At 71.3% G+C, this 14,486-nt stretch carries 11 protein-coding genes; 1 reads left to right on the top strand and 10 read right to left on the bottom strand.

All coding sequences use genetic code 11. The features are described 5' to 3' along the window. Positions 1-97: 97 nt before the first annotated feature. Complete coding sequence (locus ACFV6H_RS04580; protein ID WP_385538569.1) at positions 98-1,486, bottom strand: ATP-grasp domain-containing protein; 1,389 nt, start codon at positions 1,484-1,486, stop codon at positions 98-100. A 173-nt stretch (positions 1,487-1,659) separates the two neighbouring features. Here ACFV6H_RS04580 and ACFV6H_RS04575 point away from each other — a divergent pair, with 173 nt between their 5' ends. Next, entirely contained in the window at positions 1,660-2,976 is a 1,317-nt protein-coding gene (locus ACFV6H_RS04575) for a glycoside hydrolase family 26 protein (RefSeq protein WP_385538567.1), read from the top strand. A 24-nt stretch (positions 2,977-3,000) separates the two neighbouring features. Here the strand turns inward: ACFV6H_RS04575 and ACFV6H_RS04570 are convergent, their stop codons facing one another. The 9 genes from ACFV6H_RS04570 to ACFV6H_RS04530 all read right to left on the bottom strand — a co-directional run bounded on the left by ACFV6H_RS04570 (position 3,001) and on the right by ACFV6H_RS04530 (position 14,046). Further along, positions 3,001-4,137, bottom strand: a complete 1,137-nt coding sequence (locus tag ACFV6H_RS04570) for a GNAT family N-acetyltransferase (RefSeq protein WP_385538565.1) — start codon at positions 4,135-4,137, stop codon at positions 3,001-3,003. Between the two features lie 146 nt (positions 4,138-4,283). Next, positions 4,284-4,946 carry a lipopolysaccharide biosynthesis protein gene (locus ACFV6H_RS04565; protein WP_384977152.1) on the bottom strand — a complete coding sequence of 221 codons (663 nt, stop codon included), beginning with the start codon at positions 4,944-4,946 and terminating at the stop codon, positions 4,284-4,286. Continuing rightward, on the bottom strand, positions 4,943-6,196 hold the full coding sequence (locus tag ACFV6H_RS04560; protein WP_385538562.1) for a glycosyltransferase: 1,254 nt from the start codon (positions 6,194-6,196) through the stop codon (positions 4,943-4,945). Before ACFV6H_RS04560 ends, ACFV6H_RS04565 begins: the two co-directional genes overlap by 4 nt. Further along, the gene (locus tag ACFV6H_RS04555) at positions 6,193-6,978 is read right to left on the bottom strand and encodes a polysaccharide deacetylase family protein (RefSeq protein WP_385538560.1); all 786 of its coding nucleotides are present in this window, start codon (positions 6,976-6,978) and stop codon (positions 6,193-6,195) included. The genes ACFV6H_RS04560 and ACFV6H_RS04555 overlap by 4 nt, the downstream gene beginning before the upstream one ends. Then, the gene (locus tag ACFV6H_RS04550; protein WP_385538558.1) at positions 6,968-8,593 is read right to left on the bottom strand and encodes a lipid II flippase MurJ; all 1,626 of its coding nucleotides are present in this window, start codon (positions 8,591-8,593) and stop codon (positions 6,968-6,970) included. The genes ACFV6H_RS04555 and ACFV6H_RS04550 overlap by 11 nt, the downstream gene beginning before the upstream one ends. 113 nt (positions 8,594-8,706) lie before the next feature. Further along, complete coding sequence (locus ACFV6H_RS04545) at positions 8,707-10,203, bottom strand: O-antigen ligase family protein (RefSeq protein ID WP_385538556.1); 1,497 nt, start codon at positions 10,201-10,203, stop codon at positions 8,707-8,709. Further along, positions 10,203-11,840, bottom strand: a complete 1,638-nt coding sequence (locus ACFV6H_RS04540; protein ID WP_385538554.1) for a sugar transferase — start codon at positions 11,838-11,840, stop codon at positions 10,203-10,205. The genes ACFV6H_RS04545 and ACFV6H_RS04540 overlap by 1 nt, the downstream gene beginning before the upstream one ends. Then, positions 11,837-13,021 carry a glycosyltransferase gene (locus ACFV6H_RS04535; protein WP_385538552.1) on the bottom strand — a complete coding sequence of 395 codons (1,185 nt, stop codon included), beginning with the start codon at positions 13,019-13,021 and terminating at the stop codon, positions 11,837-11,839. Before ACFV6H_RS04535 ends, ACFV6H_RS04540 begins: the two co-directional genes overlap by 4 nt. A 65-nt stretch (positions 13,022-13,086) precedes the next feature. Continuing rightward, a complete protein-coding gene (locus ACFV6H_RS04530) occupies positions 13,087-14,046 on the bottom strand; it encodes a DUF3344 domain-containing protein (RefSeq protein ID WP_385538550.1) in 960 nt (319 codons plus the stop codon). Positions 14,047-14,486 lie beyond the last annotated feature (440 nt).

The following is a 14,486-nucleotide window of genomic DNA, read 5'->3' as shown; positions in this document are numbered from 1 at the left end:
CTGTGCCGGGATGGTCAGTCGTGGTGATCGGTCGGGTCTGCTGTGCGGTAGGTGACGGTCCGTCGAGAAGGCGCTCGGTGGCAGGCCGTCCCGGTCGTCAGGGCCGGTGCGACACCGGGACGCCCTGCGCGGTGGCGGCTGGGCTGCGTCCGCGCCTGAGCACCGGAGTCGTCCTCGGCAGCGCGGGATCGTGGCGCCCGAAGTCGCCTCTGCGCCGGTCGGTCGCGATTCCTCCGAGCAGACGCCCGAGTCCGCGCCGTCCTCTGCGTACCGCGTGCAGACCCCAGGCGACGGCCATGGCGTACGCGGGCCGCGGATCGTCCAGTGCGAACCACGCGGCTTCCATCGCCATGGACCGGTCCGCCGCGCCGGACCGCCCATCCGCGTGTGCGGCGGCGCGATCGGCGCGCCGCGCGCGGGCCGAGGGCAGGACGGAGAGCGCCGACAGCAGCGCGTAGTTCTCCACCACGAAGGTCCTGCCGTGCGCCGTGGCCTGTACGGGCACGGCCCGGCCGGTGAGATCGAGATGCAGCGCCCGTACGACATCGGTGCCGGACCGGTCGGTGAAGAGCCGGAACTGCGCGCCGGGCCTGGGATTGAAGTCGAGGAGATGGTAGGCGCCCGTCGCGGTGTCACGGCGGAAGTCGAGATCGAGGATCCCTCGGTAGCCGAGCGCCGAGACCATCTGACGGGCCGTCCGCTCCACGGCCGGATTGGGCAGCCAGGTGCCCACCGCCGTCAGCCCGGCTCCGACCGGCCAGGACCGCTCCTTGCGGCCGGCCGCTCCGACCAGGCACTCGCCGCCGGCGCCGCTGTATCCGTGGAAAAACCAGTCCAGGCCTCGGCCGTGCGGCAGGAACTCCTGGAGCAGCAGTCTGCTGCCCGCCTCGGCGCTGCGTCCGTACAGCTCACGGGCCTCGTCGGCGGAGCGTACGAGCACGGTGCTGCGCAGCCCGGCCGCCTCGGGAAGGAGCCACGGTCTGCTCCACTTCGCCACCAACGGCAGCCCGAGCGCACCGGTGGCGTCCGCCGCCTCCGTCGCGCAGCCGGGAATCACCGTACGCGGATGCGGAATCCCGAGCTCCTGGCAGATACCGACCAGCTCCGCCTTGTCCGCGACGCGCTCCGGCAGTCCTGACGGCTGTTCAGGCAGCAGATAACGGCCGGTCAGACGGGACTGGAGCTGTCCGACGGTGATGGCGCTCAGATCGTCCATGGGAATCAGCACGGCCGGTGTGCCGAGCCGGTCGGAGACCTGGAGCAGCAGTCGCTGAATCTCCGCCAGATCCCGGCAGCCGTCGGGTCTTGGGTGGGTACGGCGCAGATAGCGGGAGTGGCCGACGGGACCGCGCGCGGCCTCGACCACCGTGTGCACCTCGATCCCGGCCCGGCCGAGAGACCGGACGGCGCCCAGCGTCCCATGGTGGAAAGGATTCTGGTCGAGCCTCATGAGTACGGCGGGAACGCGGGTGTCAAAGCTCGGCACAGTGGTGTCCTTCATTCGATGGCCCAATTCGATGGCCCAAGCGGGGGATGAAATTCACGAACGGACTAATAGAACGCCAGGCCGGGTTCTCGTTCGGCTTATTAGTACTTTTGAAGGAGCGTGACCACGGCTCGCGGCCACGGAAAAGAGCTCAACTCGCAAGGAGCTTCTATATGTCCCATCGACGTCGACGGCTGACCGCCACGTGTCTGGGTGTGGTCATGGCCGGTCTCCTTTCCTCGGGCGCGGCGCTGTCCGCTCCGAGTGACGCGAAAGATCCGGACACGGCGGCCACGCACAAGCCTCCGCAGGCACCCGCTCCCGCGACCGGCGCGTATCTCGACTTCGGCCCGAAGGGCGTCGAGCGCATGGCCGCCATGCAGAAATGGCTGGGCGGTACGGAACTGCGCGTCGGGCACAGCTATCTGCCCGGGGACGTGTGGTCCAACATCGAGGGCGCGCCGGAATTCCTGGCGGACTGGGCCGAATGGCGAAAGGCGCGGGACGACCGGCTGTTCGTGCTCAATGTCCCGATGCTGGAGCGCACCGAGGGCCGTGTCCGTGACGCGCAGGTCCGCCGTGAGCTGTTCATGGGCGCGGCGGGCCTGTACGACGAGCACTTCAGGACCTTGGCGCGGCGCCTGGTCGGCCTCGGTGTCCCGGACACGGTGATCGTGCTCGGCTGGGAGATGAACGGAAACACCTACACCCACCGCTGCGGGCCCGCGCCGATGGCGTGGAAGAGATACTGGCAGCGCATCGTCACCGCCATGCGCGCGGTCCCCGGGCAGAAATTCCGTTTCGACTTCGCGCCCAACCGTGGACTGGACGACATTCCCTGGACCGCGTGTTACCCGGGCGACGACTACGTGGACATCATGGGCATGGATTCGTACGACCAGCCGCCGGGCCGGACCTTCGACGAACAGGTCGAGGAGCCCTTCGGACTCCGGCACCATGTGAACTTCGCCGCCGCGCATGGAAAGGTGATCTCCTATCCGGAATGGGGCCTCTTCCGTAACGGTGACAACCCCGAGTACATGCGACGCATGCTCCAGTGGATCGACACATACAAACCGCTCTACAACACCGTCACCGACTACTGTCCGCACGGCGTGTGGCAGTGCGACGAGAATCCCGAGTCGTCGAAGGTGTACCGGTCCATGCTCTACGGCCGGGTGCCGGAACCGGCGCCGACACCCACACCGACACCCACTCCGGCACCCACACCCACTCAGACGCCGACTCCGACGGCCGAAGAGACGCCGGCGCCGGAGCCCGCGCCGGCTCCGACGCCCACTCCGACGCCCACCCCGACGCCCACTGCGGCAGCCGCGCCCGTAGCCGCTCCGGCTCCGGCACCCGCACCGGCCCCGGCGCCCGCTCGTCCGCCGGCCTGTACGCCGATGCACTTCGGTCCCTGGATCGAGAGATGGCTCGGCGGCAAGGTCTGCATCCCACTCACCTGGTGGCGCAGACTCGGCTCCTGAACCTCGGTCCCACGGCTCCGAGACTCAGTTCCGCCGCATCCGCTTGACCAGCGCGGCGGCCCGTCCCCGGGCCGCCGCGTGTCCGATCAGCAGCCGCAGCGAAGGCTCCAGACAGGGCCGGGAGAGCAGATACCGCTGATTGCGCACGGTCTCCGGGCGCCAGTGGTGCTTGTACGGCTCGTTGCCGCGCAGCATGCTCAGCGTGGTGCGCCCGCTCCCGCTGATCTGCCGTGCGCCGCTCCGCAGCAGCATGGTGGCCACATCCACCTTTCTGGCGCGCAGCCCGGGATCGGCCCCGTACAGATAGCCGCCCGCCAGCGTCCCCGACATCAGGGTGAGATCCGCCGCCAGCACCTCTCCGGCCAGCAGGAACTCGGTCACGCGCGCATCGCCGGACCCGGCCATCGCCCGTACCGACCGGCTGAGATGCTCCGCGAAGCGCGTACTGAGGTGCTCGGCGGTGACACCGCGGCCCTGCCACTGGAGCCGGTGCAGTTCCAGCAGCCGGGCGACCGCGAGCGGGATCTCGTCCTCGGGCACCACCCGCTCGTCGATACCGAGCGAGTCCAGCTTGCGCAGCTTCGCGCGGAAGCGCTGGGCGCGCGAGGAGGCGAGCCTGCCGAGCAGTTCGTCCATGGGAACGGCGGGCAGTTCGAGACAGACCGAGTCGGCCAGCCGTCGGCGCGGCCCGCTCCAGCAGGCGACCACACGCTCGGCGGCGGCGCCCGGCCGTACCTCCCGCAGATCGATCACCGACGTACGGGCCACCTCGCGCAGCGCCCTGGCCAGCGCGGCGGCTGCGGCCTCGGAGCAGCGGTCGTCGAGCAGGACGTCGGAGAAGTCGGAGATGGTCCCGCCGAGCGGTACGAGGACGGGAACGGGACGGTGGACCAGCATCAGCGGCGCCGCCGCCACCAACTGCCCGGCCCGGCGTACGAGAACGATCCGCAGCCGTCCGGGCGTGCCGTACGACACCCACCAGGAGCGCAGCCAGGCGTGGTTCTGGAACGGAGTGGCGTTACGGGAACGGCGGTGCAGCGCGTGCCAGTCCGGCGCGAGCGCGGTGAAGCGGCCGAAGTCCCGGCATACCTCCGTGGTGAACACGGACCCGGAGACGGACGAGGCGGATGGTGCCGAAGGTGAGGAGGAGGTGAGGGACACGGAGGAAACGGAAGATACGGAGGACGCAGAGGACGCGACGGACGCAGCGGACGCCGGGGACCCGGAGGACGCCGGCGACGCGGCGGCGGAGCGCGTGCGGGCCGCCGACGAGGGCATACCGGTTGCCCGTCTCGATTCGGTGTGCATCAGACTGTCTCCGGCTGTGGTTGGGATGCCGTCGCCGGGCCCGGGACGGTCACCTGGACCTGCTCGGCCCGCCGCCTCGGCCGCACCAGCAGCCCGAGCCCGCCGAGCAGCCCGCCCGCGCTCGCGCCGACCAGGGCCGCCAGGGACGCGGACGCCGAGACCGGACTGGTCGGCTCGACCGCCCGGGAGAACTGGAGCACTCGTACGTTCGTACTGCCCTGCAAGTGCGTGCCGTTGACGACCAGGGAGCGCGCGACGCCGTCCGCCATGTTCACGGCGGTCGACGCCTCGGACGAGGTCGCCGTCACGGAGATCATCGGAGCGTCCGGCGAAGTGGCCGTCCGCACACTCTTCTTGAGGATCTCCGCCGATACACCGGACCAGACCGGCGCGTCACCGAGCAGCGCCACCTGGGAGGCGATCCGTCCGTACGCCGTCGCGAAGCCGAGAGCCGCGGCCGGATCGGACTTCTGCGTCGGTACGACCAGGACATAGCTGGTGGCCGTGTACTCGGGCGTACGGAGCAGTCCGTACGCGCCTCCGGCCAGCGCGCCGCTCAGCGCCGCCGCCGGCACGATCCCCCAGACGGGCAGCGCCTTCAGCCTCGCCGACACCGGGATGCGCCGCGCGGCCCGGCGCCGCGGAGGACTCGACTGGTTCATGGGCAACTCACCTCTCGGGTGGGGGCCGTACCGCGCACGGCATGCCCGTACACCGTCATCAGTTGTTCGGCACTGTGGGAGATGTCGTAGTGACGCGCCGCCCTGGGCACGGGCAGCCGACGCGGAAACGCCTCCTCGAACTGCCGCAGCTCGGCGACCAGTTCGGGCAAGGAACCGCTGATCTGCCGCGCTCCCGGCGCATCGTCGGCGGGCAGGTCGTGCAGCGCGGGACAGGTGACATGGAGGACCGGCAGCCCGGCCGCGAGGGCCTCCACCACGGCGAGCCCGAAGGCCTCGTCGTAGGAGGTGGACACGAAGACGTCCATGGCGGCGAGCAGCGAGGGCAGATCGGGCGCGTGGGCGGGCTCTGCCGAGGGCCCGTCCGACAGCACGTCCGACAGCTCGCCTGACAGTCCGTCCGGCGGATCGCCCGACGGACCGCTCGACGGACCGCCCGGCAACGGCCCGGGAACGGCCCGCGGCGGATCCTCGCACGCGCCGTGCAGCAGGATCCGGTGGGCCGCTCCCCAGCGCCGCGCCAGCCGTCGCAGCCGCTCCCGCTCCGGTCCGTCGCCCACCAGCAGGAGCCGGGCGCGCGGCAGTTCGGCGACGGCCCGTACGAGCGTGTCGAAGCGTTTGCTGGGAGTCAGCCGTCCGACACCGCCCACCACGAAGGCGTCCAGCGGCAGCCCGAGACGGCTCCGCGCGGCGCGCCGTGCGTTCTCGTCGTAGGCGAAGCGCCCGACGTCGATGCCGTTGGGTACGACATGGATCCGGTCGTGGCGCACTCCCCAGCGCTCCAGTCGGCGCGCGACGGTGGCGGAGACGGCGACCGTCGTGGTGCCGAGGCGCTCGCCCGCGAGATAGAGCGCGCGGGCGCCCGTGGAGAGCTGTCTGCCCTCGATCTGGACGGCGCCCAGGGAGTGTTCGGTGGCCACGATGGTCCGTACGCCCGCGAGCCGGGCCGCGAACCGCCCGTACAGACAGGCCCGGTAGAGATGCGTGTGCACCAGGTCGTACCGCCCCTGCTTGACCAGCTTGGTCAGTCTGGGCAGCGCGCCGAGGTCCTTGTTGCCGGTCATGGCGAGATCCGTGACGGGCACGCCGTCGGCGACGATGCCCTCGGCGACCGGACCGGGATTGGTGAGGGTGACGACCTCGCTCTCGGTCGGCAGCCGGCTCAGCAGCAGCCGCAGTTGCTGCTCGGCGCCGCCGATTCCGAGGCCGGTGATGATGTGCAGCACTCTCACGGTGCCGTCCTCCCGCCCGTGCCGACCAGGGCGTCGGTGTACGCGGCGTACTCCGCGGCCGGTACGGGCTCGCGGCGCCAGCGGTGCAGCCGCCGTTTGAGATACAGCCGCGGTCCGGTGTCCTTCTCGCCGACATGGACGCGCGGCAGGGCGAGCATCCCGGTCAGCGGCCCGGGACTGATGGCGCAGGCGTAGGTGTAGCCGGCGGCCCGTACGGCGCTGATGACACGGGCGTCGACCGTGCCGTACGGATAGCAGAAGCCGGCCACCTCGGCACCGGTCAGGGCCCGCAGGAGCTCCCTGCTCCGCGCGGTCTCGGCGGCGAGCAGCTCGTCGTCGGCCCTGGTGAGATCGGTGTGGCGCAGTCCGTGGGAGCCGATCTCCATACCGGCCGCTGCGGCTTCGCGGATACCGTCCGCGGTGAGCAGAGGTTTACGAGGGCCGAGGCTGTCCCATTCGTTCGTACCGCCGAGCCGGCCGGGCAGGACGAAGACCGTGGCGGTGAAGCCGTATCCGCGCAGCAGCGGTACGGCACGCTCCAGGAAGTCCGCGTATCCGTCGTCGAAGGTGAGTCCGACGAGTCCGGCGCCGCGGCCCTCGGCGTGTGCGCGCAGCAGCCGCTCCATGCCGACGCCGGTCAGTCCGCGCCGGCTCAGCCAGCGCAACTGCCGTTCGAGCCGGGCCGGTGAGACGGTCACCTGATAGGGGTCGTCGGCGGTGTCGGCGACGGAGTGGTACATGGCTGCCCACAAGGGGCCTGGGGACACCGTGTCAGCGGGCATGTGCGAGCTTTCGTGTGAGAGGGCGGAGGATGGTGTCGATCTCGGGCGCCTGAAGGGCGCGGGCGATGACGAGGAACACGGCGGCGACGGCCGCACAGGCCGCCGTGGCGCCCAGTACGGGCGAGGGAATGAGGTTTCCGCAGAGCCAGCCGGAGCCGGTGGCCGCCGCGGCGGCGGAGCTGAGCTTGACAAGGCCGCCGCTCATGGCGCGGATGTCGACGGGCACGCTGTGGCGGCCGACGCCGTGCAGCATCAGGGCGGCGGTGAGGGAGATACCGAGGGCGTTGGCCGCGGCGATACCGAGCACGCCCCAGACCTCGACCAGCAGGGCGCCCGCGCCCGTGGTCAGGGCGAGCCCGGTGAGCATGGCGAGCGCCGGGAACCAGAGCGGGCGCGCGGCGGAGAAGTAGCAGCGCACCAGCGCGCCGACGAGCGTGTGGCCGAGCAGACCGAGTGCGTAGACGCGCATCACATCGGCGGTCGCCGCCGTGTCGGCCCGGTCGAAGGCGCCGCGCTGGAAGAGCACTTCGATGATCTGCGGCGCACAGGCGATCACGGTGGCGGCTCCGACCAGCACGATCATCCCGGCCAGTGCGAGATCGCGCTCGACACGGCGCCGCGCCCGGTCGGTCTCGCCCGCCGCCATCGCACGGGCGATCACCGGGAACGTGACGGTGCACAGCATCATGGAAAGCGTCATCGGGATCTGCGCGACCTTCTGCGCGTAGTTGAGATGCGAGATGGCTCCGGCGGGCAGCGGCGCGGCGAGAAAACGCTCGATGAGGACCTGCGACTGCCTGCTGAGCGCGAAGACGACGACGGGCGCGAGCAGCGCGAGCGCGACGGGCGGTCCGCTTCCGCCGTCCTTCGTACCGCTGTCGGCGACCGGCCGGCGCTCCGTCAGCCTGCGCCACAGGAACGGCACTTGGACCAGCACCATCAGCACTCCGCCGAACGCGACACCGGCGGCGGCGGCCCGTACTCCCCAGCGGTCGGTGACCACCAGCATCGTCGTGATGATGGCGGTGTTGTAGACGGCGTAGATCATCGCGGGCGCGAGAAAGCTGCCGTGCGCGCGCAGTGCCGCGCTGCAGTATCCAGCCATGCCGAAGGTGAAGGCGCAGGTCGCCGTCGCCCGGGTGCAGTCGACGGCCAGCCGCGGTTCGGGCAGACCGGGCGCGAGGACGGCCACCACCCAGGGCGCGGCGGCGATCAGCAGGGCCGCGCCCGCGCTGAGGGCGAGACAGAGCCGGGGCAGGGTCGTCCGCATGAGAAGCAGTACGGGATCCTGCTCGGGCGGCGGTTCGGTGACCCTGCGGGCCAGCGCCAGACTGAAGGCCGGTACGAGGATCAGGGCCATGGCGTCCTCGATGAGGAGCGTGGCGGCGACCTCGGGGACGGTCCAGGCGACGAGGAAGGCGTCGGTGTCGGGGCCGGCACCGTAGAGATGGGCGATGGTCTGGTCGCGGAGGAGACCGAGGAGGGCTCCGGCGGCGGTCAGCAGGGCGGTGAGGAACGCGGCCCGTGCCAGGAACCGCCCGGAGGAGAAGGCACCGCGAGCGCCGGGACGCTGCTCGGCTTTGTCCGGCACGGCAGGTGGCGCGACCGGCGGCATGATCGGTGCGGACTCCGGCGGGGAGGCCTGCGGAGGAGGTCCCGCGGAGGAGGAGGACGGGGACGGCGGAGATGCGGGCGGGGGCACCGCGGGCAGAGGCTTCCTCGTATCGGTCACGCGGAGGCAGCCCCGCTCCCGGTCTCACGGTCACGGTCCCTGCCTCGGGCAGGCCCCAGTGCCCACCACGCGGCCAGCCCGAACATCAAGGCCGTCAGTACGGTGGACGGCCCGCCGATGTCCGCGTAGCCGAAGTCCACGAGCTGCCAGACCAGCAGTCCGGTGACGGCGAGCGCGCAGTCGCCGCCGCGGTGTCCCGCCCGCGAGTGGCGCGGACCGGGCAGCCGGCGCAGCGCGAGGACGAGCAGCGCGGCCCAGCTTCCCGCCAGCGCCGTGATCCCCAGGAGGCCCTGCTCGCTGAGCACCAGCAGATACATGTTGTGCGGGGAGAGCAGCGGCTGGCGCTGGAAGCCGAGGCCCGCGCCCGCCGTGTCGCTGCCCGAGGACAGTCCCAGGGAGGCATGGCTGTCGCGGTAGGCGGGAAAGCCCTTCAGCCCGACGCCGGTGACCGGCCGCTCCCGCCACATGTCGGCGGCGGCGGCCCACATCATGTACCGGTCGGCGACGGACTGGTCGGGCGCGTCGGTGACCTGGGTGATGCTGTCGAGACGCTCGCCGATCATCTGCGAGCCGATACCGAGTCCGCCGACGAGGACCACGCCGAGCGCTCCGGCGGCGAGCGCGGCCACGGCGGCCCTGCGCACTCCGGAGAGCGTGAGCTGGAGAACGACGGCGACAGCCGTGGCGATCCAGGCGCCACGGCTGAAGGACAGTGCGAGCGGTACGGTCAGCAGCCCGGCGCAGACCAGCGCGACGGCCCGCTGCCGACCGGGACCGCGTACGCCGTGGCGCTGTACTCCGTGGCCCTGTACGCCGCGCACCGGAGCCAGCGCGAATCCGACCGCGATGACCAGTCCGTACGCCACGACGGTCGCCATGCCCATCACATCGGTCGCTCCGAAGGTGCCGACCGCGCGGATGTTCTCGCCCATGTACGAGGCGCCGGTGCCGGTCAGATACTGCGTCACGCCGATCGAGCCCTGCACCAGCGCCAGAGCGACGACGGCACCGGCGACGAGCCGGAAGTCCGCGCGGTCGCGGATCAGCAGCAGCAGCGCGCCCGGCACCAGTACGAAGATCTGGAGATAGCGCGCCAGACCGGGCAGGGTGGCCGCTGGCTCGTGCGAGGTGAGGGCGGCGACGGTCACTCCCAGCACCGGAAGTCCCAGCACCAGCGCGGCGGTCCTGGTCAACGGCCGGGCCCGCTCGCGCAGTACTCGTACCAGGCAGTACAGGACGAGCAGCGCGGAGGCCGCGTCCGCGACGCTGCCCGATCCGGCGGAGCCGTCGCCCGCCGGAGCCGCCGGTACGGCGATGAGCGCGACGACCGCCACGGCCGGCAGCACCGGCGCGTACCGGCGCGAGAACCTCCACCACAAGCCGGCCGCAGCCGCCGCGCCCGCCCGACCCGCCGCGCCCACCGGACCCGTCTGGGCGGCGGATCGCGGCCGGCGCGCGGCCGGCAGCAGGACGCCGAGGGCGTCGGCGGCCATCAGCTTCCCGCCGGACGGACCAGGGAGGCCGCGGTCCGCAGCAGGATGCACACGTCCTGCCAGAGCGACCAGTGGTCGATGTAGTGGTTGTCGAACCGGGACCGGTCCTCGATGGAGGTGTCGCCGCGCAGTCCGTGGACCTGTGCCAGCCCGGTGATACCGACGGGCATCCGGTGCCGGGCCGCGTAGCCGGGATGGGTCTTGCTGAAGTTGGCGACGAAGAAGGGCCGTTCCGGCCGGGGGCCTACGAGGCTCATGTCACCGCGCAGTACGTTCCAGAGCTGCGGGAGCTCGTCCAGCGACGTACGGCGCAGAAAGCCGCCCACCGGGCTCAGTCGCAGGTCGTTGGCGATGTTCCAGCGGGTGGCGGCCTCGTGGTCGTCGGCCGGACGCAGGGTACGGAACTTCAGCAGCGTGAAGGGCCGCCCGTTCTGCCCGATCCGTTCCTGGCGGAAGAGCACACCGGGACCGTCGCCGAACCGTACGACCAGGGCGCAGATCAGCAGCACCGGCGAGATCGCCAGCAGGACGGGCACCGCGATCGCCACGTCCAGCAGGCGTTTGGCGACCGTGCCGCGGCGGCGCGCGGCCGGCGGCTCCACCCGGCGCCAGGCGAATCCCCACAGATGCCGGCCCATGCCGGGCGCCGGAGCGGTGGTGTCCCAGGGTCCCGCGCCGATGAACGAGGTGGCGCAGCCGTACTCGTGGAAGAGCGCGACCAGGGCGGACCGGTCCGTACTCTCGCGCGAGCCGCCGAACCCGGGCCTCGCGAAGGTCTGATCGCGGAACTCGGCGTCGAGATAGTCGCCGGGACCGACGCCCGGAGCGGCACCGACACCGGGACCGGAGCCCGGGCCCGAACCGGCGTCTCCGTGGCCGGAGTCGATGAACAGCGCTTCCTGGACGCCGTTCTGGATGACGGCCCGGTGGATGCCCTCGGCGGAGGTCAGCACCGGCAGCGCGGGAGCGTCCGTACCACCGCCGCCGCGACCGCCGTTCGGGCCGTCGTCCCGGGTCGGAGCGACAATCCCGACGGGCCGCAGTCCGTACTCGGGATGCTGGACGAGCAGCGCCGTCAGCCGCCGCGCCGCCAGGCCCGTACCGACGACCAGCGCGGACCGCAGCCGGTTGCGCGCCGTCGCGCGCCGGCGTGCGTGAACGAGCGAGCGTCCGCCGCATGTCAGGGCGAGCTGTACGAAGGCTCCGCCGAGCAGTGCCGTGATGCCCAGGGCGCGGGCGGGCAGAAACGCGGCGAGCACGGCCGCGGCGGCGCACCACGAGGCGGCGATACGGGCGGCCAGCGCGGGCAGTTGGTCGAGCGCCGAGAGGACGACGCCGGGCCGGTAGAGCCCGCCGAGCGCGTTCAGCGCGGTCACCGAGACGACGAGCTGGACGGCGAGGACGGCGTCGCGCCGCTCGTCGCCGAGGACGGCGGCGGACAGTACGGCGGCGAGCGCGTCCACCACGAGCAGCGGCAGCGGCCCGGAGCCGGGCGGTCTGCTCGCGGGGCGCCGCGGCGGTGGCGCGACGCGGTCGGAGGTGTCCCGGGGAGGGGCGACGGAGACGCGCCCGATGCGCTGTCCCGTAGCCCTGACGGGCCCGGAGGGCGGCGGCACGCTGGTGCTTTCCGTGGTCACTGGGGGATCGGCTCCCTGCGCTCGGGGCGCGGCACGGCGGCGACTTCGCGGTACACGTCCGCGATGGCCTGCGCGGTCTGCCGCACGTCATAGGTGCTGAGTACGTGCTGCCGGCCCTGGCGGCCGATGGTTTCGCGCAGTGAGCCGTCGCGGAGCAGGGTGCTCACGGCGGCGGCCAGCGCGGGCGGGTCCTCGGGCGGGGTGAGACAGAGGGTTTCACGGCCGGGCGGCAGGCTCTCGCGGGCACCGTCCACATCGCTGAGGACGACGGGCCTGCCGCTGGCCATGGCCTCCAGCGGCGCCACCGCCATGCCCTCCCAGCGGGACGGCAGGACGACCAGATCGGCCGCGCGGTACCAGGGCGCGGTGTCCGGTACGGCGCCGGCGAAGAGAACCGACGGCGGAGCCGTGGCGCGCAGTTCGTCGGCGTCGGGACCGTCGCCGACGAGCACGAGCCGCGCCTGCGGCACCTGCCGTACGACCGGCTGCCAGGCCCGCAGGAGGATGTCCTGCCCTTTCTGCCTGCACAGCCGTCCTACGCACACCACGACGGGAGCGGTCGGCTCCAGCGCGGCGAGCAGAGGAAGGGAGGCACGGGCCGCCGCGCTGTAGGCGCTTCCGTACGAGCCTGCGAACCGTCCGACGTCGACTCCGTTGTGGACGACGGACCAGGAGGCGTGGATTCCGGCGCGCTCACCGGTGCGCCGCTCGGCCTCGCTGACGCAGACGACACGGTCGGTCCAGCGGACCGCCCACCGTTCCCAGTGCCTGGCCAGCCGGCCGGTCACTCCGCCGACCGCCTCGAACGACCAGGCGTGCGGCTGGAAGACGGTAGGCACCCGGCCCCGGACGGCCAGCCGTCCCGCGAGGCCGGCCTTGGCGCTGTGGGCGTGGAGCAGATCCGGTCGGATCAGCTCCACCAGCCGCCCGGCCTGCCGTACTTCGTCCAGCAGTCCCGGCCCGGGGCTGCGGCCGGCCCGCCAGACATGGACCTCGGCGCCTCGGCGGCCCGCCGCCTCGGCGAGCGGGCCCTCCGCCGGACAGGCGACGGCGACGCGGACTCCGGCGCCCACCTGGGCGCCGACCAGATCGAGGACCACACGGGCCACTCCGCCGTCGACCGGCTGAACGAGATGGAGTGCTGTGAAGCCGGTCCCGGAACGGTGCCGTTGTGCCTGCACGCGCAACTCTTTCCACTCGTCACTACAGAAAAGCGATCTCTGGAGCGGGCTGGAGTCGCCCGGCGTCAACTCCGTGCATCCGCCTCTACGAAAAACGCACCCAGCCAGACGGAGTCACGCTTACTGCTGAATCGAACGCTAAGCCGATCACCGCCAGAGACAAAAGCACCACGCAGGTCGAACACGTCCGCGTCATAGCCAAGAGTGTTCACATAAGAGGGTTGTCTTTCCTTCACTGACGCACCGAACTCCGTAATACTGGAATTCATCACATCATCTGATGGATTAGCTTTGTTGGAGAGCGTCACTCGCTTGCCGCGATCGGTTTGCGCGGTCAGCGAATCGCCGCGGATTCCGCGGTCGCCGTCGTACGCGACGACTCCCAGCCGTCCGGCCGCTCGCGCCGGCACACGCAGCGAACCGACATCGATACGTAGCTGCGTCCGGTTCGTACTGTCCGTCCCGTCCGTGCGGTCCGTACTGTCCGTACTGTCCGTGCGGTCCGTACTGTCCGTGCCGACCGATTCGAATCCGTCCCAGAGCGAGAGATGACGCAGCGGGGCGTCGTCCTTCTCATAGGCGACGACCAGGCTCCAGCCGCCCCAGGCACCGACCTCGGAACGTCCCATGGCCACATTGATCTGCGCCACGGTGTACATCCCGGGACCGCTGGTCCTGACGAGAGGCGTCACATCCGCAGATGCCTGAAAGGCATCCGCGCCATCGCCCGTACGGTGCCCGACCACCGAGTCCGCGCGTACCCACTTGTACTGCCCGCCCGGTTCCGCGAGCAGCACCTGGCCGTTGTCCCTGGCCGGCTTCTGCTCTCCGACCAGCAGATTCCCGCCCCAGTACAGCCGCGCGTAACTGACCCGGGAGCCCGCGGGCAGCCGGAGCCTGGCCCGCGTGGAGTTGTAGGTGTTCGGGTCCTTGTCGACATCCGCGTAGAACATCTCGAAGCGCTGATTGGCCGCGGCGGCACCGGCGCGGGCGGATACACAGGCCCGAGGAGTTTTCGCCGTCACGGTCCGGCAGGAGACAGCCGAATTGGCCGCCCGCGCGATACCTCCGTGCTGCACCACGTGATAGCGCCGACCGAAGGGAATACGGGATTCCTCCTCGGCCCCGGCCCCGGTCACCGGTGCGGCGGAAAAAGCCACCGCCGACACCGCGAGAAAGAGCAGACCGCATACCCAGCCACGTCTCACAGCAAGAACCGCCGAATTCCGCATATGTGCTCTCCGTCTCGAAGACCGAAACAAGAAGGCACCTTTACAGAGGGCGGAGTGAAAATCACGTCAGACGCGCTGAAAGGTGCTGACCGTACAAGAACACTCCGGAGTACGGTCGCCGGGGTACGCCTCCGGTACCAGACGCGGGCGCGCTCCTGGGGGAGCGTCACTCATTCGGGTGCGCAACCGATGGTCCAGTCAGACGTTGATGCATAAGTCGGGCAAACGCGCCC

The organism is Streptomyces sp. NPDC059743 (assembly GCF_042732975.1).
Lineage (GTDB): Bacteria > Actinomycetota > Actinomycetes > Streptomycetales > Streptomycetaceae > Streptomyces.
Note: the sequence above shows the minus strand (reverse complement) of the source record. Positions and strands in the feature narration are given on the sequence as shown.